The organism is Caballeronia ptereochthonis (assembly GCF_001545075.1).
In the GTDB taxonomy this organism is placed as follows: Bacteria; Pseudomonadota; Gammaproteobacteria; order Burkholderiales; family Burkholderiaceae; genus Caballeronia; species Caballeronia ptereochthonis.
The window spans coordinates 1-22,182 of the sequence record NZ_FCOB02000040.1; the positions used below are offsets into that span (position 1 = coordinate 1).

A 22,182-nucleotide genomic window follows, 5' to 3' on the forward strand; every position below is an offset into this window, starting at 1 on the left:
GGGTGTCGGCTTCTTAAGCATGACCTCTATTAAAGAACAAAGCCCTGGGCAGAGCCAGGGCTTTGTCAGCAGTCTGAATGCCGTCCCCGGGACGGCATTTTCACTTGATGAACCTTCAGGCCGCGATTTGCGCCGCCGTGGGCTCGGCGTGTTCTTCGTTGCTCTCCTTGCCTTCATCGTAGAGATGCAGGAGGCGGTATCCGCTCTTGTACACCGGCTGCAGGCGGAAGTTGTTGACCGGCTCGATCTCGAGCGCGAGACGCAGACGCGAGACGTGGCTGTCGATGGTGCGTGTGGTTTCGCGGAACTCGCGGCCCCAGACCATCGCGAAAATATGATCGCGCGACAGCACGCGGCCGATATTCGAGAAGAAGAGCTGCGCGAGACGGAATTGGGTGCCGCTCAGCTGGACAGGCTTGCCGCGCACCGTGACGGTTTGCTGGCGCGCATCGAAACGATAGGGACCGACTTCCAGACAGGTGTTGGACGTCGTGGGATACGCGCGGCGCAGCAGCGCTTCGACACGCGCGCCGAACTCGCCAGGGCGAACCGGATAGACGACGTAATCGTCCGCGCCCGCGGTCAGCGCGCAGACCACGTTGTGTTCGGCGCCGTCGGGCGTCGCGAACATCACCGGCACGCGCTCACCGAAGCTCGAGCGCACGGATTTGAGCAGGTCGAGCCCGCACAGGCCCGTGGAGTTCCAGTCGAGAATCAGCAGATCGACGGTCGAGCGAGACAGCGCCTTGGAGAGCACGAGGCCATCGCCGAAGGTCACGCACGTGTGGCCGAGTCGTTTGACGACATCGCTGATGAGATTTCGGTAGCTTGGGTCGGTTTGCAGAACGGCGACGCGCATAGTGTCTAACCTGATGAGTCCAAGGGACATTAAGCGGATGCCGCTTTTCGGCGCCCGCGGGGCGTCTCGTCGCGGGATGAGACGGGGGAATCAAGCTGCGCATTCTGGGGAGCAGCGAGAACCTTTCCCATCGGACTCGTCCGAATTGTCAACGCATGTGACTGCCCAAGCGCCTGCTCGCGTGCCGGCCACGGCGGCGTCTCATGCGCGCAACCATCTTGAAAATAGAACGGCTTTTCTGTTTTTCGCCTGCTTTCATCCTGTAACATGCCGCATCTGGCTCACCAGGTCCCGCTTCCGCCGTTTTACCGAGACGTCGCGTAGCACGCTGCGCCGCGACTGTCCGTCGCAGCCGCAGCGCGGATGACGGGCGGCGGCTCCCGAATCCGCACCCGCCCCGGTCCTTGGCCTGGTTCTTCGCTGCACCTCGCCTCGGCCTTCGCTTCGCGTCCATCCGGCGCGTCCGAGATTCCCGCAGGACAAAGCCTCGTCCTACCCGCGCGTCACGCGTGATCTTTCCACTCACGGGTTCTCTTTTCGATGCAGGCAACACCTCTGTCCGACGCCCCGCGCGCGGCCGGCCGCGCCCTGACGCGCGGCGACTACAAGACACTCACGCTCGCCGCGCTCGGCGGCGCGCTCGAGTTCTACGACTTCATCATCTTCGTGTTCTTTGCGCCGGTCATCGGCCAGCTGTTCTTTCCGCCGTCGATTCCGGACTGGCTGCGGCAACTGCAGACGTTCGGCATCTTCGCCGCGGGCTATCTGGCGCGCCCGCTCGGCGGAATCATCATGGCGCACTTCGGCGACCTGCTCGGCCGAAAGCGCATGTTCACGCTCTCCGTGCTGCTGATGTCGGTGCCGACGCTGCTGATGGGCCTCCTGCCCACCTACGCGTCGCTCGGCCTGATGGCGCCGGTGCTGCTGCTCCTTTTCCGCGTGATGCAGGGCGCGGCCGTGGGCGGCGAAGTGCCGGGCGCTTGGGTATTCGTCTCGGAGCACGTGCCGAATCGCCACGTCGGCTACGCGTGCGGCACGCTGACCGCCGGCCTGACCGCGGGCATTCTGCTCGGCTCGCTGATCGCCACCGCCATCAACAAGGCGTTTGCTCCGGCCGAAGTCGCGGATTTCGCGTGGCGCCTGCCGTTCCTGCTCGGCGGCCTGTTCGGGCTGTGCTCGGTCTATCTGCGCCGCTGGCTGCATGAGACGCCGGTGTTCGCCGAACTGCAGAAGCGCAAGTCGCTCGCGGCGGAAATTCCGCTCAAGGCCGTGCTGCGCGACCACGGCCGCGCCGTGATCGTGTCGATGCTGCTCACGTGGATGCTCTCGGCGGCCATCGTCGTCGTGATCCTCATGACGCCCACGCTGCTGCAGAAGCAGTTCCACATCGCGCCGGCGACGGTGCTCGTCGCGAATTGCGCGGCGACGCTGTTCCTCACCATCGGCTGCGTGCTGGCGGGTGCGATCGCGGGCAGGATCGGCGCGGGCAAGACGATCTTCATCGGCGGCATCGCGCTCGCCGTCTCGTACTGGATGCTGTTCCGCAGCGTCGCGCTCGATGCCTCGGTGCTCCTGCCGTGGTACGCACTGGCGGGCTTCACGGTCGGCGTGATCGGCGCGATTCCGTTCGTGATGGTGAAGGCGTTTCCGCCCGCCGTGCGCTTTTCGGGCATCTCGTTCTCGTACAACGTCGCGTATGCGGTGTTCGGCGGACTCACGCCGATCGCCGTCTCGCTGATGATGAAATCGAGCCCGATGGCGCCCGCGATCTACGTCGCCGCGCTGTGCGCGGTCGGCGCGCTGACGACGCTCTTCATCAGGGAAGCGCGTTAAGTCTCTCCCGGCCGATTCGTCCGATGGCGCACCCTTCTTGCGGTGCGCCATTTTTTCGCCCGGCTTTCACATTTCACCCCGCGCCGAAACATCGAACGGACCTCGCGCCTACGATGAGCGGCATGAACTCGAACCTTTCCCCATCCAAAACGCGTCTGTCCGCGGGACAGATGCTCGTCGTGACGGCGACCAGTGTCGGCTTCGTCGTCTCCCAGCTCGATGTCTCGATCGTCAATGTCGCGCTCGCGAGCATCGGCCACGATCTGCATGCGGGCGTCGCGAGCCTGCAATGGACGGTCGACAGCTACGCGCTCGCCTTCTCCGCGCTCATGCTCTCCGCGGGCTCGCTCGGCGACCGCTTCGGCGCGCGGCGCATGTTCCTCGGCGGACTCGCGCTTTTCGCGCTGGCGTCGCTCGCCTGCGCGTTTTCCCGCGATGCGACGGAGCTGATCGCCGCGCGCGCGCTTCAGGGCGTCGGCGCCGCGGCGATGCTGCCGAACTCGCTCGCGCTGCTGAACGCGGCGTGCGGCCACGATCGGCGCCTGCGGGCGCGCGCAGTCGGCCTGTGGACGGCGGCGGGCGCGGTGTCGATCGCGGCGGGGCCGATCGTCAGCGGCTTGCTGATCGCGGCGTTTGGCTGGCGCAGTATTTTCTGGGTCAATCTGCCGATCTGCGCAGCGGGCATCGCGGCGACCTGCAGGTGGGTCGAGAACGTCCGGCCCAAGGATGCCGGACACGCGCGCGGCATCGATCTGCCTGGCCAGGCGCTCGCCATCGTCGCGCTCGCGGCGTTCGTCGGCGCGGTGATCGAACTGCGTCCGCTGGGTCTCGCGCATCCGCTCGTCTCGGGCGGGCTCGTGCTCGCGCTGGCGGCGGGCGGCGCGTTCATCGCGGTCGAGCGCAGGAGCGCCTCGCCTCTGCTGCCGCTCGCGCTCTTCGGCGAGCGTACTTTCAGCGCGGCCGTCGTCTTCGGCATCGGTGTGAATCTCACCTATTATGGGATGGTGTTCGTGCTGAGCCTGTATTTGCAGCGGGTACTCGGCCACACGCCCTTGCAGACTGGTCTCGCGTTCCTGCCTCTGACGGGCGGCTTCCTCGTCTCGAATCTGGCGAGCGGGCCCGTGGTGGCGCGCTTCGGCTCGCGCGGCCCGATGATCTTCGGCGCGCTTCTGGACGCTGCCGGCTTCGCCGCGCTCGGCTTCGTCGATGCGACGACACCCACCGCCGCGCTGCTCGTGCCGTTCCTGCTGATTCCGTCCGGCATGGGCCTCGCGGTCCCCGCGATGACGACGGCGTTGCTCGGCACCGTCGGCCAGCAGCGCACGGGCACGGCGTCGGCGGTGCTCAACACCGCGCGGCAGGCGGCGGGCGCGATCGGCGTCGCGGCGTTCGGCGCGCTCGCGGGTCACGGTGAAAGCGCCATGCACGGCGGAGGCGCGGAACATATCGTCGATGCGGTGCGCTGGTCGGCCTGCATTTCACTCGGATTGCTGCTGTGCGCGGCGCTGGCCGCGTGTCACGTGAGCAATCCGCCGAGCGCGCGGAAGACCGATGAACGGACCCGCGCATGCGGCCCGGTTCCGGACGAAGCCGAATGACCGAACGACCCAAGCGCTGCAGCGGGAACGCCCGTTGCAGCGGCCGGGCAAAGCGCTCTGAAAAAACGAGCCAGCGCGCGCCATCGACCCATCAAGGAGAACGCCATGTCGACAATGCCTCGCTCCCCGGAGGAGCCGCGCGAGCCCGATCCGGACAAGCTGCGCGACCCGGACGCGCCGTCGAATCCCGACGACCCGGACATGCCCGACGGCCCGGATTCCGCCACGCCGATCGTGCCCGCCGATCCGCAGAACGGCGAGCCGCGCATGTAAGCCCGAGCGTTCGGAGCGCGCATGAAGCAATGCCCGCGCGGCTACCTGAGCCGCGCGGGCATTCCTGTGCCGCGTGTTGCTGGGGACTACAGGCTCGTCGTCTGCACGGTGCCGGTATCCAGCGCGCGCTCGATCAGCGCTTCCTGCTGCGCCTTGCGCACGGCATCGGCGACGAGCGTGTCGGGCGCTTCCACTTCCGCCCTGATCGTCCCGATGATGCCGCCGGCCTCGACGATCACGAGCGATTCGGCCGAATCCGCGCGACTGATGATGACGCGCGGCGGCCCGCCGCCTTCCGCGATGCTCGCGCAGAACTGCATCTTTTGCCCGCCGATCACTTGCTCGAATGTTTGAATCATCGTTGCCTTCCGTGTTGGTTGGACAAAAGCTGACCAGCTGCGCGTGATGCGCAGCCTGCTTTCTCATTGATCCGCGCGCTTGCAGCAGGTTCAATTCTGTAAGCTCGCGGGCGGCGGCGCAAGCTCAACGTCTCGCGTCGGCGAGCTGACGCAGGATATTGGCGGTGGCCTCATCGGCGGGAAACAGGGCTTCGATCGCGAGTTCCGACAGCGTGATATCGACCGGTGTGCCGAATACCGTCGTCGTGCTGAAGAACGAGAGGACGCCGTGCGACGTGCGCATGCGCAGGGGCACGACGACCGGATCGGTCTCGCCGCGCGCGGCCTGTTCGGCATGCGCCGGCGCGGGATACGCCTCGAGCTCCGCGAGCAGCGCGACGAGCGCGGCATCGCCCGAGACTTCGATCTGCCGGCGCAAGCGCGCGAGCAGATGCGCGCGCCACTCGTGCCAGTTGTCGACGATGCCTGCGAGACCGCGCGGATGCATCGACAGGCGCAGCACGTTTACCGGCGGCGCGAGCAGTTCCGGATCCGCCGCTGCGACGAGCGGCGCGAGCGCCGCGTTGGCCGCGACCATCGTCCAGTGGCGATCGATCGCGAGCGCGGGATAAGGTTCGTGACCCTTCAGCACGAGATCGACCGCGCGCCGCGCGGCGGCGAGTTGCGGATCGGCGAGCGCCCGTTCGCGATAGAGCGGCGCATAGCCCGCTGCGATCAGCAGCGTATTGCGCTCGCGCAGCGGCACGTCGAGTTGCTCGGCGAGGCGCATCAGCATTTCGCGGCTCGGCAGGGAGCGCCCCGATTCGACGAAGCTCAGATGGCGCGTCGAGACATCCGCCTCGCCCGCGAGATCGAGCTGGCTCATGCGGCGTCGCTGACGCCATTCGCGCAGGAGCGTGCCGACGGTCGCGCCGGGCATGGGCTTCGTCCAATGGGCGGCCGGGTGTGTGAGGGTCGAGTTCATGCAGACGATCTTAGACGAAGCGTGCACGCGCGTTCCATTACCTGCGACGTAATCGCGGGGGCGCCGCCATCGCTCTCCATCGAACGACCGTAAGAATTACTGCGCAAACCTTTGCGCAGAAAAACGTGCGCGCATCACCCTAAATCTGCGGGTGTTCCGGGCCGTTAAGAGCCGATAACAAGCGAACAATGCGTCGCGAGCCATGCGCGTCTTATCCGAACGCGCGCACGGCCCGCGGCGCGCGAATATCTGCGGAGAAATCATGTTTGTCATCATCGGATGGGTGGTGGTCATCGGCTCGGTGATCGGAAGCTTCCTCGGCGTCGGCGGCCACCTGGCGGCGCTGGTGCAGCCGTTCGAGCTGCTGTGTATTTTCGGGGCGGCGATCGGCGCGTTCGTCGTGTCCAATCCGACATCGACGCTGAAGAAAACGTTGCAAGCCTTGCCGAAGGTCTTCAAGGGCGGCGGCTATACGAAGGAGAAATATCTCGCGCTGATCGCCCTGCTCTACGAACTGCTGCAGAAGGCGCGCAAGGAAGGGATGATGGCGCTCGAAGCCGATGTCGACGCGCCCGAATCCAGCGCGCTCTTCCAGAAGTACGAGCACGTGATGGCCGATCATCATCTGCTCGATTTCATCATCGACTATCTGCGCATGATGTCGGCGGGCAACGTCAACGCGCTCGAGATGCAGGACCTGATGGATGAAGAGCTCGAGACGCATCACGCGGAAAGCTCGGTCGCGGCCAATGCGATCCAGAAGATGGCGGACGGTTTGCCGGCGTTCGGTATCGTCGCGGCGGTGATGGGCGTCGTGCATACCATGGGCTCGGTCGGCGCCGCGCCGGCCGTGCTCGGCGAGATGATCGCGGGCGCGCTCGTCGGCACGTTCCTCGGCATTCTGCTGGCGTACGGCTTCATCGGGCCGCTCGCGGATCTGCTCCACGCGAAGGGCGCCGCCGAAGCGAAGCCGTTCCAGTGCGTGAAGTCGGTGCTGCTCGCATCGATGAACGGCTATGCGCCGACGGTGGCCGTCGAGTTCGGCCGCAAGGTGCTCTTCACCGCGGACCGTCCGAGCTTCAAGGAACTGGACGACGCGGTGCGCGCGACCAAGATGCCGAAGTCGGCCTAGTGATCCTGTCGCGCATGCAAGGGAGTTCCGCTCATGGCTGAGAAACCGTCACGCGATCCGCTGCAGTCTGTGCTCGCGCCCACCGTGGTCGTGAAGCGCAAGAAGAAGGCGCACGGACACGGTCATCATGGCGGCGCGTGGAAGATCGCTTACGCCGACTTCGTCACGGCGATGATGGCGTTCTTTCTGTTGATGTGGCTGCTCGGGTCGACTTCGAAGTACGACAAGGCAGGGATCGAGCAGTACTTCAACACGCCGCTCTCCGCGCTGTTCGGCAACGATGGCGGCGCGTCGGCGCATACGAGCGTCATCACGGGCGGCGGCAAGGACTTGTCGAGCTCGCGGCCCGGCGAAGGGAACAAGAGTCAGACGCAGCCGGTGCCGCAATCGATCGCGCGGGCGGCGGTTGCCGTGGATGACATGCAGAAGCTGCAGCAGCTCAAGCGGAAGCTCATGGCGCTCATCGAGCAGATGCCCGCGTTGCATGCGTTCAAGGATCAGATTCGGATTGCGATCACGAGCGAGGGATTGCGGATCGAGATCGTTGATTCGCTCAAGCGGCCGATGTTCGCTTCAGGAAGCTCGAAGCTCGAGGGTTATGCGACGACGATTCTGACCAATATCGGGGCGTCGCTGAATGATGTGGATAACCGCGTGTCGATCGCGGGGCATACGGATGCGGTGCCCTATTCCGGGAATCAGGCAGGGTATTCAAATTGGGAGTTGTCGAGTGAGCGCGCGAATGCGGCGCGGCGTGCGCTGGTTGCGGGGGGGATGAAGGAAGGAAAGGTGCTGCAGGTGCGCGGGTTAGCCGATGTGCTGCCGCTCAATAAGGATGTTGTCGATGAGCCTACTAATCGGCGGATCAGTATTCTCGTGCTGAACAAGGCGGCTGAGCAGGCGTTTTTTCGGGACGGTGGGCGGACTACGGTGGATCAGGGGCAGCCTGTCGAGGGGGCTGTTCCGGCGGCGGTGGCGGCTGGGGCGAATGTGGGGGTGGTGAAGTAGTGGGGGTTGGGGGCGGTTGGTTGGGGGCTCTTTGTCAAGTGGCGGCGTTCGCCGGTCGTCGCGATGATGATGCGTCTGCGTTAAAACACTTTCCGGTTGTCGGCCAAAGCCGGACCTATCCGTGATTTCGTGGGCGGGGCATATCATGAAGTGTAAAGATCATAGCTATGCCAATGAAGAAGAAAAGGCAAACCGTAGCGCGTCAGGCAGCGGGGCTACCCGCCTGGACAACCCAAGCCGCCCGGTCAGGCCAACGAGCGCAACGGCGCCAGCGGCAAGACGGTCATCACCGATCGTGGCCCGGTTCGGGTCGAAGTCCCCCGCGATCGAGACGGCAGCTTCGAGCCGATCCTGATTCCCAAGAGAAGCCGGTAAAGCGACGCTCGTGCCGACGAGCGCATCATCGCCAGCCGCCCCCCTCACCCACCCCACTCCACCCCCGTCTGCACCACCAGCCACCCATTCGCCGCACTAACCACCCCAAAAAGCCCCCACCCAACGATCTTCATAAACCTCGTATTCGCGAACTCCCCCATCAACCCCCGATCGCTCGTCATCCGAATCAACGGATAAAGCGCAAACGGCAATTGCAAACTCAGCACAACCTGACTAGCAACAAGCAGCTTCCCAACCGCCCCATTCCCCAACAGATACACGCCGATCAACGCCGGCACGAGCGCCAGCGCCCGCGTAATGAACCGCCGCTGATAGCAAGGAATCTTCAGTTGCAGAAACCCTTCCATGATGACCTGCCCCGCGATCGTCCCGGTGAAGGTCGAGCTTTGCCCTGAAGCGAACAGCGTCACCGCAAAGAGAACCGCCGCGAGCCCCGTACCGACGATCGGCGCCAGCAACTTATACGCATCCTCGATTTCCGTAACCTGCGTATGGCCCGTCGCATGAAACGCCGAAGCCGCAAGAATCAGGATCGCCGCATTGATGAGCAACGCGAGAACGAGCGACGCGATGGTATCGAGCCGCGAAAGATTGATCGCGGATGCAAGACTCCGCGCATCCCGACTGACCACCCGCGTCTGCACGATCGACGAATGCAGATACAGGTTATGCGGCATGACCGTCGCGCCGAGAATCCCGATCGCGAGATAAAGCGGCTCCCGCTCGCTCAACGCGTGAAGGGAAGGCACGAGCCCCGCCGCGACCGATGGCCAGTGCGGCTTCACGAGCACGAGCTCGACGACATACCCCACGCCGATCGTCGCAATGAGCCCCAGCATGATCGCTTCGAGATCGCGAAAATTCTTGCCCTTCAAGCCAAGCACGATGAGCGTGTCAAACGCAGTGAGCACGACGCCCCAAATCAACGACACGCCAAACAGCAAGTGAAAGGCAAGCGCACCGCCGAGCACCTCAGCAAGATCGCACGCGATGATCGACAACTCCGCGAGCATCCACTGCGCATTCGCGACCGGCTTCGCATACCGCTCGCGCGACAACTGCGCCAGATCCTTGCCCGTGACGATGCCAAGCCGCATCGAAAGACATTGCAGGACCATCGCCGCGAGGCTCGACAGCACGACGACGAACAGCAGGCTGTAGCCATATCGCGATCCGGCTTCGATGTCGGTCGCCCAATTGCCCGGGTCCATATAGCCGATGGAGATGAGCAAACCCGGCCCCGCGAACTGAAGAAGCTTCCTCCATAGCGGCGCGCTCGGCGATACGGCGACGGAGCCTTTGACTTCGGATGGACAGAACGGCGCGGTGGCCGTGGTCGGCAGATTGAACGGCAATTTATCGGTCCCTGATGCGATGAAGCGATACGCATGCGATACGGATCGCGATACGGATCGCGATACCTGAAGCACGCGCCCCGCGCGGCGAAACCGGCAACATCCCCGGCGATCATTTCCTTGCAGCTTACAAAACGGCCAGCGCGAGCGAGTCTATCACCGGCTGCGCGCCTTTTCAGACAGCCTCGAAATACCTCCAACGCCCATTCAGCACGCGCTCCATTCTGACCATTGCGCCATATGGACGCCAGCATGTCGTCACGGTGCGACAAATAGAATGTACGGGTGGATACGGTGGCGGTGCCGACGCTGCAAATCGCGCAACTGCGCGCCGCGTTCATCCTTCACTCGCTTGAGGAGTACGTCATGAAACTAGTCACACGCATCGCCGTCGTCGCACTCGCGGCCGCGCCGCTGGCCGCGCTCGCCCAAACGGAAGGCCTCACGCGCGCCCAGGTCAAGCAGGATCTGCAACGCCTCGAGCAAGCCGGCTACAACCCGTCCGAGCGCGACGCGTACTATCCGAACAACATCCAGGCCGCGGAAGAAAAACTGCAATCCTCCACCGCCTACGGTTCGCCGTCCGACGGCTCGTCCGCTTCGGGACAACCGGCAACGCAAAACTCGCAATAACGCCTCGACCATGAGACACGCGCGGGCGACCCCGCGCCGTCTCGCTCTTCCTCCTCCGCGCGCTTGCGCACCCCCGCGTTCCCGCCTTTGTTTCGCGCGATCGTTCGATTAATTGCCTGATACAGGCTAAGTGCCGCCGCCCCGAAAATCTACAATCGCAAGGCGGCTGCCCGAGCACCGCGCTCGCGTCGTCAGCCGCGTTCATCCCATCATTCGCATGAGGAGTACGCCATGAAGCTTGTCACGCGCATTGCCCTCGTCGTTCTAGCCGCAGCGCCGCTTGCCGCGCTCGCCCAATCGAATGGCTTCACCCGGGAACAGGTCCGCGAGGATCTCGTCAAGGCAGAACGAGCCGGATATCGTCCATCCGAGCATGACGCGCAATATCCCGGCAGCTTCCTCGACATCAAGGAAGGCATCTATACCGGTTCGAGCGTCTATCGCGTGCAACCGGGCTATCCGAACCTCGCTCCCAATGCGGAAGGTTACCTGCGCTGACCCCCGGCTATTCCCATCGCATTCGAAAACGCGCGCGGCTCTGACCGCGCGCTTTCGCATGCTTGCTTTCAAAACGCCTAATCTGACAGAAAAGCCATATTCACGCCATATTGTCGTTGGCACCCGGCCACTACCATAGCGACACTGATGGCGAACCCCCTGCCTCGCTCCGTCATTGCGTCTCGCGCGCTGCATCCGTTGCCCTTGTCGCGCTCCTTCCAAGCATTCTTCGAACGACTCAATGTGGATAGTCAACGTTGCGCTTAAGCGGCCGTACACGTTCATCGTGATGGCCATCATGATCCTGCTGGCGACGCCCTTCGTCCTCTTGACGACGCCAGTGGACGTGCTCCCCGAAATCGACATTCCCGTCGTCAGCATCATCTGGAACTACACGGGCCTCTCCGCCGAGGACATGGCCAATCGCATCACGTCGGTCAACGAGCGCAGCCTGACGACGACCGTGAACAACATCGAGCACATCGAATCGCAATCGCTGCAAGGCATCGCGATCATCAAGCTCTTTCTGCAGCCCACGGCGAACATCCAGACCGCGATCGCGCAGACGGTGGCCGTCGAGCAGGCGCAACTGAAGCAGATGCCGCCGGGCGCCACGCCGCCGCTCGTCATCAGCTATTCGGCGTCCAGCATTCCGGTGATCCAGCTCGGTCTTTCTAGTCCGAGGCAGTCGGAGCAGGACCTGAACGACACGGCGCTCAACTTCCTGCGCCCGCAGCTCGTGACGATTCCCGGCGCCGCCGTGCCCTACCCCTATGGCGGCAAGACGCGCCTCATCTCCGTCGATCTGGACACGCGCGCGCTGCTCGCCAAGGGCCTGACGCCGACCGACGTCGTGCAGGCCGTGAATGCGCAGAACCTGATCCTCCCGACCGGCACCGCTAAGATCGGCCCGAAGGAATACACGATCAACATGAACGGTTCGCCCGCGACCGTCGCGGGACTGAACGACATTCCCGTGCGCACGATCAACGGCGCGACCACCTATCTGCGCGAAGTCGCGCACGTGCGCGACGGCTTCTCGCCGCAGACCAACATCGTGCGGCAGGACGGGCGTCGCGGCGTGCTGATCTCGGTCCTGAAGAACGGCAACGCGTCGACGCTCTCCATCGTCAACACGCTGAAGGATCTGCTGCCGCAAGCGCGCGCCTCGCTGCCGCCGGATCTGAACATCAGCGCGCTCTTCGATCAGTCGGTGTTCGTGAAGGCCGCCGTGCAGGGCGTGGTGCGCGAGGCGCTCATCGCCGCCGCGCTCACCGCCGCCATGATCCTGCTCTTTCTCGGCAACTGGCGCAGCACCTGCATCATCGCGATCTCGATTCCGCTCTCCATTCTCTCGTCGCTGATCGTGCTGCATGCGCTCGGGCAGACCATCAACATCATGACGCTCGGCGGCCTCGCGCTCGCGGTCGGCATTCTGGTGGACGACGCGACGGTGACGATCGAGAACATCGAGCGCCATCTGCACATGGGCACCAACCTGCACGACGCGATTCTCGAAGGCGCTGGCGAGATCGCCGTGCCCGCGCTCGTCTCGACGCTGTGCATCTGCATCGTGTTCGTGCCGATGTTCTTCCTCACCGGCGTCGCGCGCTATCTCTTCGTGCCGCTCGCCGAAGCCGTCGTGTTCGCGATGCTCGCGTCGTACATCCTGTCGCGCACGCTCGTGCCGACGCTCGCGATGCTGCTGATGGGCCACGCGCACGCGCACGACGCGAAGGCCAGGCCCAATCTCTTCATGCGCCTGCATCGCCGTTTCGATCGCGGCTTCGAGCGCATGCGCGGCGCGTACATCGTGATTCTCTCCAGCCTGCTCGTGCGCCGGCGCCTGTTCGCATCGCTCTTTCTCGGCTTCTGCCTGCTCTCGGCGGGCCTCGTGTTCGTGCTCGGCGAGGACTTCTTCCCGAGCGTCGACGCGGGCGACATCCGCATGCACATGCGCGCGCCGACCGGCACGCGCATCGAGGAAACCGCGCGCCTCGCGGACGAGATCGAAAAGGTCGTGCGCCAGATCGTGCCGCAGAACGAACTCGAGACGATTCTCGACAACCTCGGCCTGCCGTATAGCGGCATCAACCTGTCGTACAGCAACGCAGGAACGATCGGCACGCTCGACGGCGAGATTCAGGTCGCGCTCAAGCCCGATCACGCGCCGACGCAGAACTACATCGACGAATTGCGCGCGCTCCTGCCGCGCCGCTTTCCCGGCGTCGAGTTCTTCTTTCAGCCCGCGGATATCGTCACGCAGATCCTGAACTTCGGCCTGCCCGCCGCCATCGACGTGCAGATTCAAGGGCAGAACGCGCAGGCGAACTTCGAAGTCGCGAGCAAGCTGATGAAGCAGATCCGCATGATTCCCGGCAACGTCGACACCCACATCCAGCAGAAGCTCGACGAGCCCGCCATCGATCTGCAGATGGACCGCACGCGCCTGCAGCAGCTGAACCTCTCTGCGAGCAACGTCGCGCAGAACGTGCTGGTTTCACTGTCGGGCAGCTCGCAAACCGCGCCGGGCTTCTGGTTCAATCCGCGCAACGGCGTCGAGTACAACCTCGCGGTGCAGACGCCGCAGTATCAGGTTTCGTCCATCGACGAGTTGCTGCGCACGCCGGTGTCCGCCTCGATCAACGGGCCCACGCAACTGCTCGGCAACCTCGTGCGCCTCTCGCCGCAAACTCAGTTCGCAGTGGTCACGCACTACAACATCCGGCCCGTGATCGATCTCTTCGTGAGCGTCGAAGGGCGCGATCTCGGCGGCGTCGCGCGGCAGGTGAATCATCTCGTCGACGAGGCGCGCAAGTCGCTCCCGCGCGGCAGCCAGATCGTCGTGCGCGGCCAGGTCGAGACGATGCGCACGTCGTTCTTCGGTCTGGGCATCGGCGTCGCGACGGCGATCGTGCTCGTGTATCTGCTGATCGTCGTGAACTTCCAGTCGTGGATCGATCCGCTCATCATCGTGAGCGCGCTGCCGGCCGCGCTCGCGGGCATCATCTGGATGCTCTTCCTCACCGGCACGCACTTGAGCGTGCCCGCGCTCACCGGCGCGATCATGACGATGGGCGTCGCCACCGCGAACAGCATCCTGATGGTCTCGTTCGCGCGGCAGCGTCTGAACGCCGGCATGCCGCCGCTCACCGCCGCCCTCGAAGCGGGCGCGAGCCGGATCCGCCCGGTGCTGATGACCGCGTTCGCGATGATCATCGGCATGATTCCGATGGCGCTCGGCCTCGGCGAAGGCGCGGAGCAGAACGCGCCGCTCGGCCGCGCGGTGATCGGCGGCCTCCTGTTCGCCACCGTTTCCACGCTCTTTTTCGTGCCGCTCGTCTTCGCGGGCATTCATGCGCGGCTCGCGCGCCGTGCCGCGCGCAAGGGCCCGTCGCAGCATGAAGACGCAAGCAGCCAACACTGACATCAAAGCAAGATCACGGACATGACCGAAAAGAACCACGCATCGCTTGCGATTCCCGCACGCGACCCGAACGAAGGGCCCGCGCTGCCGCCGCGCAATGTCGAATGGAAACGCGCGAAAATCGCGCTCGTCATCGTGCTCGCGCTGCTCGCGATGGGCGCCGCGCGCACCGTCGTCACCGACATGCTGCACAACCGCTCCATCGCGGCGCGCACGCAGCAGAACGCGCAGCAGTACGTGAACGTCGTCATGCCGGCGCAGACCGACGGCGGCGCCGAAACGACGCTGCCGGGCACGCTGCGCGGCTTCGTCGAATCGCCGATCTATGCGCGCGCGACGGGCTACCTGCTGCACTGGTATGTGGACATCGGCACGCGCGTGAAGCAAGGCCAGCTGCTCGCCGATCTCGACACGCCCGAGATCGATCAGGAGCTTGCGCAGGCAGTCGCGCAACGCGACCAGACAGCCTCGAGCCTCGGTCTCGCGAAGAGCTCGCTGGATCGCTGGACGCAATTGCGTCAGCGCGATGCGGTCTCGCAGCAGGAGCTCGACGAGCGTCAAAGCACCTACAACCAGGACGTCGCGAATCTCGCCGCCGCCGACGCCAACGTGAAGCGCCTGCGCCAGCTCGAATCGTTCAAGCGTATCGTCGCGCCGTTCGCGGGCGTCGTCACGCAGCGCAACGTGGATGTCGGCGATCTCATCGACGCGGGCAGCGGCACGAGCCGCGCGTTGTTCGCGCTTGCGCAGTCGGACCCGTTGCGCGTGTTCGTGCAGTTGCCGCAGGCGTATGCGCAGAACGTGTCGGTCGGTCAGGACGTGACCGTCACGCAGGCCGAGCTGCCAGGCGAGCAGTTCCACGGCAAGATCACGCATGTTTCCGGCGCGATCGACGTGCCCACGCGCTCGCTGCAGATCGAAGTGACATTGCCCAATCCCGACGGCCGGCTGCGGCCCGGCGCGTACGTGCAGGTGGCGCTGCCCGCCGCCGCGCATGCGGGCCTGCTCGTGCCCGGCAACGCGCTGCTCTTTCGCGCGGAGGGCCCGCGCCTCGCCGTCGTGGACGGGAACGGACACGTGCATCTGCACAAGATCGTGATCGCTCAGGATCTCGGGCAGTCGCTCGAAATCGAGAGCGGCATCGAGCCTACCGACAAGGTCATCATCAACCCGAGCGATTCGATCGCGGACGGCGATCATGTCGTGATCGCGCCGCAGCGGGGGCAGCAGCATCCGTCGAATCAGAAGGCCGCATCATGAAACGCGTTGCATCGTTCGCCCTGCTCTCGCTGCTCGCGGCGTGCACGGTCGGGCCGGATTATCGTCGGCCCGTGGCCGAAACGCCGCCGGCCTGGAAGACCGATTCGTACTGGCGCGTCGGCGAGCCCTCGCATGCGCCGCTCGCGCCCGACTGGTGGCAAGGCTTCGACGATCCCGCGCTGAACGCGCTCGAAACGCAGGCGCTCGCGCGGAACCAGACGCTCGCCGCCGCGAGCGCGCATTACGCGCAGGCGCGCGCGACGCTGGCGCAAACCTCGGCGCTGGCGCTGCCCGAAGTCGATCTCGGCGCGAACGCCTCGCGTTCGCGCATCTCGAAGAACCGGCCGGTCACCAACTACAACACGCCGAACTCGACGACGGTACAGAACGACCTGAAGCTCGCCCCGACCGTCAATTACGACGTCGATCTCTTCGGACGCATCCGCCGCGAAGTGGAAGGCGCGCAGGCGTCGGCGGATCAGTCGCGCGACGATCTCGCCAATGCGCGCCTCGTGCTCACGACCGACCTCGCCAGTGATTACTTCTCGATGCGCGAGCTCGATGCGGAAATCGACGTGCTGAACCGCTCCGTCGATCTGCAGAAGAAAGCGCTCGATTACGTGCAGGCACAGCACGATCTGGGCGCCGTGTCGGGGCTCGACGTGCTGCAGCAACAGGCGCAGCTCGACTCGACGCGCGTGCAGGCGCAATTGCTCTTGAATCAGCGTGCGCAGGTCGAGCACGCGATCGCGGCGCTCGTCGGCACGCCCGCTCCGCAATTCTCGATCGCGCCGGAACTGGCCGAGCACCCCATCCCGCCGGTTCCGCTCGGTCTGCCGAGCGACGTGCTGCAGCGCAGGCCGGACGTCGCGTCCGCCGAGCGCGCGATGGCCGCGGCCAACGCGCAGATCGGCGTGGCCAAGGCCGCCTTCTTTCCGAGCCTGACGCTCAACGGCACGGTCGGCTGGGAAAGCACCGCGTTTTCGAGCCTGATTTCCGCGCCGAGTCTCTTGTGGACCATCGGCACGATGGCGAGCCAGGTCGTCTTCGATGGCGGACGGCGCTCGGCCGCCGTCGACTTCGCGAATCAAGGCTATATCGCGGCCGTCGCGAACTATCGGCAGACCGTGCTCGGCGCGTTTCAACAAGTGCAGGACGGCATCGTCGGATTGTCGGTGCTCGACGGCGCCGCGAAACAGTCGCACGCGGCGGTCGTGGATGCACAGCGGTTGCTCTCGCTCGCGAACGATCGCTATTCGGGCGGGCTGGTCGCCTATCTCGACGTGATCACCGCACAGCAGCAATTGCTCACGAGCGAGCGCCAGGACGTGCAGATTCGCGGACAGCAGCGGACCGTGTCGGTGGCGCTCGTGAAGGCGCTGGGCGGCGGCTGGGACGCGAATGACGCAGCGCAGAAACCGCTCGCCGCGCATGATGGCCAGGAAGTTGCAAACGCAACCGATAAGACCCCCGCCCGCTGATGTCGGACGAGACGTAAGCAGGATGGCCGCGAGGCTCGTATAGTTAGCGGTGGGACAATACGGTAAACACACACTGAACGCGCACAGGTGCCAGGCATGAAAGTCCTGATTGTCGAAGACGAACACAAGGTGGTGGATTACCTGCGCTCGGGGTTGACCGAGCAAGGATGGGTCGTCGATGTCGCGATGGACGGCGAGGAAGGCACGCATCTCGCCGTCGAATACGACTACGACGTGATCGTGCTGGACGTGATGCTGCCGCGACGCGACGGCTTCGCCGTGCTGAAGGCGCTGCGCATGCAGAAGTCGACGCCGGTCATCATGCTCACCGCGCGCGATCACATCAACGATCGCGTGCGCGGACTGCGCGAAGGCGCCGACGACTATCTCACGAAGCCCTTCTCCTTCCTCGAACTGGTCGAGCGGCTGCATGCGCTCGCGCGCCGCACGCGCGCGCAGGAATCGACGCTCATTTCCGTGGGCGATCTGTACGTCGACCTGATCGGCCGCCGCGCGACACGCGATGGCGTGCGCCTCGATCTCACCGCGAAGGAGTTCCAGCTGCTCTCCGTGCTCGCGCGCCGCCACGGCGATATTCTCTCGAAGACGGCGATCACCGAACTCGTCTGGGAAGTCGATTTCGAAAGTCATACGAACGTGGTCGAAACGGCCATCAAGCGCCTGCGCGCGAAACTGGACGGACCGTTCCGCACGAAATTGCTGCACACCGTGCGCGGCATGGGCTACGTGCTCGAAGTGCGCGAGGCCCGCGACACGCGCGAAGCAAGGGAAGACGCGAGACCATCATGAACACGCAGTGGGCTTCGTTGCCGCAAGGGCCGCGTTCGCAGCGCTCCATTTCGCGGCGTCTTGCCGTGATGTTCGCGCTCGTCGCGCTGTTCGTGTTTGCGCTCGTCGGCTCGGGACTATTCCTCGTGCTGCGCGTGCAGCTCGAACAGCACTTGCGCGACTCGCTCGACAATCGTGCGGAGATTGCACGGCTCATCGTCACGCACGTGTCGAGCCCGGACAAATGGAAGATCGCGAAGGAGAAGCTCGCCGACATCACGCCGCGCGACGGCTCCACGCTCTTCGCCGTCTCCAGCAACGACCCGCGCTATGAGTACGGCTCGCCGCCCGCCGGGCGCGTCATCAAGCGCGTGATGGGCGGCTATGCGCACTTCCGGCCGGAAGACCGCGCATATGACATGCTGATGACCACGCTGACGATCCCGCCCAACGCCGATCGTCCGCCCCTGCAGCTCTTCGTCGCGATCGACTGCTCGCCCAACGTCCGTACGATGCGCGCCTTCGGCCTCGCGCTCGCGGCGTTGATGGCGCTCGCCACCGTCGCCGTGCTGCTGCTGAGCTATTCGGTCGCGCGGCTCGGTCTCGCGCCGCTCACGCGGCTCACGCGCGACGCGCAGAAGCTCAGTCCGAACAATCGCTCGCAGCGCCTGAACACGCGCTCGCTGCCGATGGAGCTCGAAGACCTGGCGCGGTCTTTCAACGGCGCACTGGAACGGCTCGATCACGCGTACGGACGGCTCGAATCGTTCAACGCCGATGTCGCGCACGAGCTGCGCACGCCGGTCACCATTCTCATCGGTCAGACGGAAGTGGCGCTGACGCGCGACCGTTCGATCGACGAATTGCGTCATACGCTGCAATCGAATCTGGAGGAGTTCGAGCGCGTGCGCGCGATCATCAACGACATGCTGTTTCTCGCACGCGCCGATCAGGGCGAGCGCGCGACGGGGCTGGTGGAGGTGTCGCTCGCGGCGGAAGTCAACCGCACGCTCGAGTTTCTGGAGATTCCGCTGGAAGAAGCACAGGTCGGCGCGGTGGCGAGCGGCGACGCGCGAGCCTTCGTCAACACCTCGCTGTTCGGACGCGCGCTGTCCAATCTCGTGATGAACGCGATCCAGCATTGCGCGGCGGGCGCGACGATTTCCGTATCGATCATGCGCGAGCACGGGCGCGTCCGGATCGCCGTGGCCAATCCCGGCGAGCCGATTCAGCCGCATGTGATGGAGCATCTCTTCGACCGCTTCTATCGCGCCGAGAGTTCGCGCACGAACAGCCGCGAGAACCACGGCCTCGGGCTCGCCATCGTGAAGGCGGTGGCGGAGATGCACCGCGGTACGGTGTCGGCGACGAGCGAGAACGGCATCAACACGTTCTCGTTCTCGGTCGCGCGCTTCGGCAATGAATCCCGGACTGCGCAGGATGTGGCCTTGCCGGTGCCCCCGGTCGTCGAAACGAAATCGGCCGCGACGTGAGCGAGCGTATCCTCACATCGAACGGCCGCGCCTCTCACTGACAGAAATATTCGTCGGAAGCCGCGACCGGCGCCTCGGGCGTCGCCGGCTTGAAATGACTGTACTTGCGATACGTCTTGCCGTTCACCGTCACGGATTCGGCCGCTTCGGTCTCGCCCGAGCCCGATGCAATCGCGCTGCTGTGCGCCTCCACGTTGCTGTTGCTCCAGGCGCTCGCCTTTGCATACGAGCCGCCATTCGACGTATCCGTCGTGCTTTGCCCGGACATCCGGGTCGTCACGGGATTGCCGAAGCGCTCCGTATCCAGCGACGACTGCGGCGTCTTGTAGCCCCACTTCGACGTGAGCGTGCTCATGTCGATCTCCTGCGGCTTCCAGCCGATCGCGAGCGGCGACAGCTCCACCGCGACGATCTTCGTGCCGCGCCGCGCAACGAGCAGGCACTTGCCGCCCGAGGTCTGCAGCGGCACATAGCCGCTCGAAGCAAGGAGCGCGAGCGCCTGCTCGTTGGGCATCGCCTGCACGCCGACCGGGTTCGCCGCCCATATCACGCCGGCACTCGCATCGGCGTGCGCGCTCATCGGCATCGTCGAGAACATCACGCTCGCCGCGAGCGCGATGGCCGCCGCTTTCATCTGACTCTTCATCGCATGCCTCAGCGGGAAAACGAGGGTTGGCTCGCCGGGACCATAAAGATCAAGCCAACCCCTAAAAGGGAGAGACAGCCCTGAATGACGAGGCGCGTCTCTTCTGCTCCATGGCGCCACTTTGCCATTGGATCGACTGCTTCCTCACTTCACCAGCGAGACCTCGATCTTTTCACCAATGGGCGCGCTCGCCACTTCGACGCCGTCCGCGTCCGCCTGATCGTACACGCGCGCGGCGACCGGTGCTTCGGCAGGCGCGGGCTGCGCGATCTGCTTGGCGGCCGCCGGCTCCGGCTGCTTGATCTCGGGCGCGGCCTGGGTCTTCAGGTTGACCTCGGGATTGTTCGCCGCGGTCATCGGCAGGCCGAGACGCGCGCGGACGAGCGGGTCGCGATACTTTTCGTCGTCCGACAGCACGGCGTCTTCGCCCGACTTCGCGAGCGGCTTGGTCGTGCCCGGGCACAGGTGGCCGGTGGCCTCGACCGCGCGGCGGTTCGCGTCGCTCTGGCAGAGGAGCGCGAGCGCGACGTCGGTCAGGCCCATCGCGCGGAATTCGCGGGCGTCGAGACGGCGCACGCAGGCCTGATCGACCAGGGTCGTGCCGCCCGTCGCGCCGAAGCCGGTGATCGACAGGCCGAAGCTGGCCGAGCCCATGCAGGTGTCGGAGAGCGTCGTCGTCAGAGCGGGCGCGGCGATCGCAGGTGTCGTGCGCACCGAGTACGAGCTCTGGTTGTAGTCGACCGTCGTGCGCGTGTCGAACGCGCTGGTGCCAGGGCCGGTGGAAGCCTTGCCGGTCGCATCAGTGCCGTTCGTCGTGCCGGTGCTGCCGCTCGCGCCGGTGGTCGACGCCATGTTCGTGGAGGCGCTCGAGCTCGAGTTCGTGAGCGACGGCATCGTCAGCGAGATGTTGACGTTCGAGGAGCCGCCCGATGCCGACGAGGACGAACGGCCGCCGGTGGCCGTCGACATGCCGATGCCGCCGACCGAGGAGGAATTGGAGGTGGTGTTGGCCGTCGAGTTCGCGGACGTGCCGATGTTATTCAGGCTGGAACCGCCGCCCTGGCCGATGCCGGTGGAGGTCGACCCCGAGATCGAGCCCGAAGAGGAATTGGCCGTGGTGTCAGCGTGGGCAAGTTGCGCGGCGCAAAACAGAACCGCACATGCCAGTTGCAAAGTGGTCTTGTTCATTATGGTTCTCCGGAAGGAAAGGGGAACGCCGTGGCGCGAGGCGATCCCGGAGCACGACTTGGAATTTTTATTGGGTTGGGCAAAGGCCGCGTCCTGCAAACCCGCGGCTCGTCACGACGCCGCCTCTGCCGTGGCTCACAGGCCGCTTTAACGCCAGCCGCCGCCGAGCTTGCTCCATGCGTTCGCCGCGGCGTCCGCGCCGGAGGTGCCGCCCGCCTGCGACGTGCCATGGCCGAAGCCGCCGGCATTCGACGTGTTGCTGTGGCTCGTCGTGGCGTTCGTGAAGTTGCCGGTTGCGCCGAACAGGTTGCCGCCGCCCGCCTGTGCATTGCCGTTGGCCGTGCCGTAGTCGGTCGCGGTGAAGTGGCCGAAGCCCGAGACGGAAGCCGAGGTCGAACCGCCCGAGGTCGAGCTCGAGCTGGAGTTCGTGCTCGTGGCCATCGCGGAGACGGAAACGAACGAGAGCAGTGCGGCAGCGATCAGAGTGCGCTTCATGATTTGCATTCCTTATCGATCGAGTAAGATTGGATTTAGTTTTGTATTCATCGAACTGCGGTTACACCGGTTTTTGGAAAGCGAACCCGCGTCGCGGCGAAGTCCGCCGTCCGTTTCCGGCTGCTTAGCGCCAGCCGCCGCTGAGCTTGCTCCAGGCGTTCGCCGCAGCGTCGGCGCCGGAGACGCCCGTTGCCGACGAACCACCGAAGCCCTTGCCGCCAACCGACGACGTGTTGATGTGGCCGGTCGTCGCGTTGGTCGTATTGCCCGTCGAGCCGAAGCCCTGGCCAGCCGTCGCCGAAGCGTGGCCGTTGGCGATGCCGGCGTCGGTCGCCGTGAACGCGCCGAAGCCGTACACGGCCGCCGCGGTGGTGCCGCCCGAGGTCGAGCTCGAGCTGGAGTTCGTGCCCGTTGCGAAGGCGGCGGCGGAAACGAGCGAGAGGACTGCTGCTGCGATCAGTTTGCGTTGCATGGTGAGGTCTCCAGGTGTAGGCG

21 protein-coding genes and 1 pseudogene are annotated in these 22,182 nt (G+C 65.1%); 14 read left to right on the top strand and 8 right to left on the bottom strand.

From position 1 onward, the window contains the following. Positions 1 to 115 precede the first annotated feature (115 nt). Positions 116 to 859: a response regulator transcription factor gene (locus tag AWB83_RS30520; protein WP_087049363.1), complete on the bottom strand. Its 744-nt coding sequence runs from the start codon at positions 857 to 859 to the stop codon at positions 116 to 118. A 540-nt stretch (positions 860 to 1,399) separates the two neighbouring features. Between AWB83_RS30520 and AWB83_RS30525 the strand changes: the two genes are divergently transcribed. From AWB83_RS30525 to AWB83_RS36575, 3 genes are all read left to right on the top strand, one after another. Continuing rightward, positions 1,400 to 2,692 (top strand): MFS transporter, encoded by a 1,293-nt coding sequence (locus AWB83_RS30525; protein WP_087049364.1) that lies wholly within the window; start codon positions 1,400 to 1,402, stop codon positions 2,690 to 2,692. Between the two features lie 113 nt (positions 2,693 to 2,805). Continuing rightward, complete coding sequence (locus AWB83_RS30530) at positions 2,806 to 4,290, top strand: MFS transporter (RefSeq protein ID WP_087049365.1); 1,485 nt, start codon at positions 2,806 to 2,808, stop codon at positions 4,288 to 4,290. 105 nt (positions 4,291 to 4,395) lie between these two features. Continuing rightward, complete coding sequence (locus tag AWB83_RS36575) at positions 4,396 to 4,563, top strand: hypothetical protein (protein ID WP_159463088.1); 168 nt, start codon at positions 4,396 to 4,398, stop codon at positions 4,561 to 4,563. Between the two features lie 86 nt (positions 4,564 to 4,649). Here AWB83_RS36575 and AWB83_RS30535 read toward each other — a convergent pair whose 3' ends face one another. Both AWB83_RS30535 and AWB83_RS30540 read right to left on the bottom strand, forming a co-directional pair. Then, positions 4,650 to 4,922, bottom strand: a complete 273-nt coding sequence (locus AWB83_RS30535; protein ID WP_087049366.1) for a hypothetical protein — start codon at positions 4,920 to 4,922, stop codon at positions 4,650 to 4,652. A gap of 124 nt (positions 4,923 to 5,046) precedes the next feature. Then, on the bottom strand, positions 5,047 to 5,886 hold the full coding sequence (locus AWB83_RS30540; RefSeq protein WP_087049367.1) for a helix-turn-helix domain-containing protein: 840 nt from the start codon (positions 5,884 to 5,886) through the stop codon (positions 5,047 to 5,049). A 262-nt stretch (positions 5,887 to 6,148) separates the two neighbouring features. Here AWB83_RS30540 and motA point away from each other — a divergent pair, with 262 nt between their 5' ends. The 3 genes and pseudogenes from motA to AWB83_RS30555 form a co-directional block, all read left to right on the top strand. Beyond that, positions 6,149 to 7,018, top strand: coding sequence for a flagellar motor stator protein MotA (gene motA / locus AWB83_RS30545; protein ID WP_087049406.1), 870 nt, complete (start codon positions 6,149 to 6,151; stop codon positions 7,016 to 7,018). 33 nt (positions 7,019 to 7,051) lie between these two features. Beyond that, a complete protein-coding gene (gene motB / locus AWB83_RS30550; protein ID WP_087049368.1) occupies positions 7,052 to 8,026 on the top strand; it encodes a flagellar motor protein MotB in 975 nt (324 codons plus the stop codon). Between the two features lie 213 nt (positions 8,027 to 8,239). Beyond that, a pseudogene (locus tag AWB83_RS30555) lies at positions 8,240 to 8,398 on the top strand (transposase); the annotation flags it as partial. A 47-nt stretch (positions 8,399 to 8,445) separates the two neighbouring features. Here the strand turns inward: AWB83_RS30555 and AWB83_RS30560 are convergent. Beyond that, positions 8,446 to 9,777, bottom strand: coding sequence for an Nramp family divalent metal transporter (locus tag AWB83_RS30560; protein ID WP_087049369.1), 1,332 nt, complete (start codon positions 9,775 to 9,777; stop codon positions 8,446 to 8,448). A 294-nt stretch (positions 9,778 to 10,071) separates the two neighbouring features. Here AWB83_RS30560 and AWB83_RS30565 point away from each other — a divergent pair, with 294 nt between their 5' ends. The 7 genes from AWB83_RS30565 to AWB83_RS30595 all read left to right on the top strand — a co-directional run bounded on the left by AWB83_RS30565 (position 10,072) and on the right by AWB83_RS30595 (position 19,358). Beyond that, positions 10,072 to 10,410 (top strand): DUF4148 domain-containing protein, encoded by a 339-nt coding sequence (locus AWB83_RS30565; RefSeq protein WP_244197930.1) that lies wholly within the window; start codon positions 10,072 to 10,074, stop codon positions 10,408 to 10,410. Positions 10,411 to 10,641: 231 nt separating this feature from the next. Further along, on the top strand, positions 10,642 to 10,908 hold the full coding sequence (locus AWB83_RS30570) for a DUF4148 domain-containing protein (protein WP_087049370.1): 267 nt from the start codon (positions 10,642 to 10,644) through the stop codon (positions 10,906 to 10,908). Positions 10,909 to 11,149: 241 nt separating this feature from the next. Further along, complete coding sequence (locus AWB83_RS30575; protein ID WP_087049371.1) at positions 11,150 to 14,335, top strand: efflux RND transporter permease subunit; 3,186 nt, start codon at positions 11,150 to 11,152, stop codon at positions 14,333 to 14,335. A gap of 21 nt (positions 14,336 to 14,356) precedes the next feature. Then, positions 14,357 to 15,595 (top strand): efflux RND transporter periplasmic adaptor subunit, encoded by a 1,239-nt coding sequence (locus tag AWB83_RS30580; protein WP_087049372.1) that lies wholly within the window; start codon positions 14,357 to 14,359, stop codon positions 15,593 to 15,595. Further along, complete coding sequence (locus tag AWB83_RS30585; RefSeq protein ID WP_087049373.1) at positions 15,592 to 17,076, top strand: efflux transporter outer membrane subunit; 1,485 nt, start codon at positions 15,592 to 15,594, stop codon at positions 17,074 to 17,076. Before AWB83_RS30580 ends, AWB83_RS30585 begins: the two co-directional genes overlap by 4 nt. A 96-nt stretch (positions 17,077 to 17,172) precedes the next feature. Next, positions 17,173 to 17,886 carry a heavy metal response regulator transcription factor gene (locus AWB83_RS30590; RefSeq protein WP_087049374.1) on the top strand — a complete coding sequence of 238 codons (714 nt, stop codon included), beginning with the start codon at positions 17,173 to 17,175 and terminating at the stop codon, positions 17,884 to 17,886. Continuing rightward, positions 17,883 to 19,358 carry a heavy metal sensor histidine kinase gene (locus tag AWB83_RS30595; RefSeq protein ID WP_087049375.1) on the top strand — a complete coding sequence of 492 codons (1,476 nt, stop codon included), beginning with the start codon at positions 17,883 to 17,885 and terminating at the stop codon, positions 19,356 to 19,358. Before AWB83_RS30590 ends, AWB83_RS30595 begins: the two co-directional genes overlap by 4 nt. 34 nt (positions 19,359 to 19,392) lie before the next feature. On the opposite strand, the gene AWB83_RS30600 is transcribed toward AWB83_RS30595, so the two are convergent. Both AWB83_RS30600 and AWB83_RS30605 read right to left on the bottom strand, forming a co-directional pair. Next, positions 19,393 to 20,004, bottom strand: a complete 612-nt coding sequence (locus AWB83_RS30600) for a hypothetical protein (protein WP_087049376.1) — start codon at positions 20,002 to 20,004, stop codon at positions 19,393 to 19,395. A gap of 144 nt (positions 20,005 to 20,148) precedes the next feature. Then, positions 20,149 to 20,856: a hypothetical protein gene (locus AWB83_RS30605; RefSeq protein WP_244197931.1), complete on the bottom strand. Its 708-nt coding sequence runs from the start codon at positions 20,854 to 20,856 to the stop codon at positions 20,149 to 20,151. Between AWB83_RS30605 and AWB83_RS37395 the strand changes: the two genes are divergently transcribed. Next, positions 20,807 to 21,343, top strand: a complete 537-nt coding sequence (locus AWB83_RS37395) for a hypothetical protein (protein WP_244197932.1) — start codon at positions 20,807 to 20,809, stop codon at positions 21,341 to 21,343. The genes AWB83_RS30605 and AWB83_RS37395 overlap by 50 nt on opposite strands. On the opposite strand, the gene AWB83_RS30610 is transcribed toward AWB83_RS37395, so the two are convergent. Both AWB83_RS30610 and AWB83_RS30615 read right to left on the bottom strand, forming a co-directional pair. After that, positions 21,340 to 21,687 carry a hypothetical protein gene (locus tag AWB83_RS30610; RefSeq protein ID WP_208636823.1) on the bottom strand — a complete coding sequence of 116 codons (348 nt, stop codon included), beginning with the start codon at positions 21,685 to 21,687 and terminating at the stop codon, positions 21,340 to 21,342. The two genes, AWB83_RS37395 and AWB83_RS30610, sit on opposite strands and share 4 nt — an antisense overlap. A 124-nt stretch (positions 21,688 to 21,811) precedes the next feature. Next, the gene (locus tag AWB83_RS30615) at positions 21,812 to 22,159 is read right to left on the bottom strand and encodes a hypothetical protein (RefSeq protein ID WP_087049379.1); all 348 of its coding nucleotides are present in this window, start codon (positions 22,157 to 22,159) and stop codon (positions 21,812 to 21,814) included. Between the last annotated feature and the right edge of the window lie 23 nt (positions 22,160 to 22,182).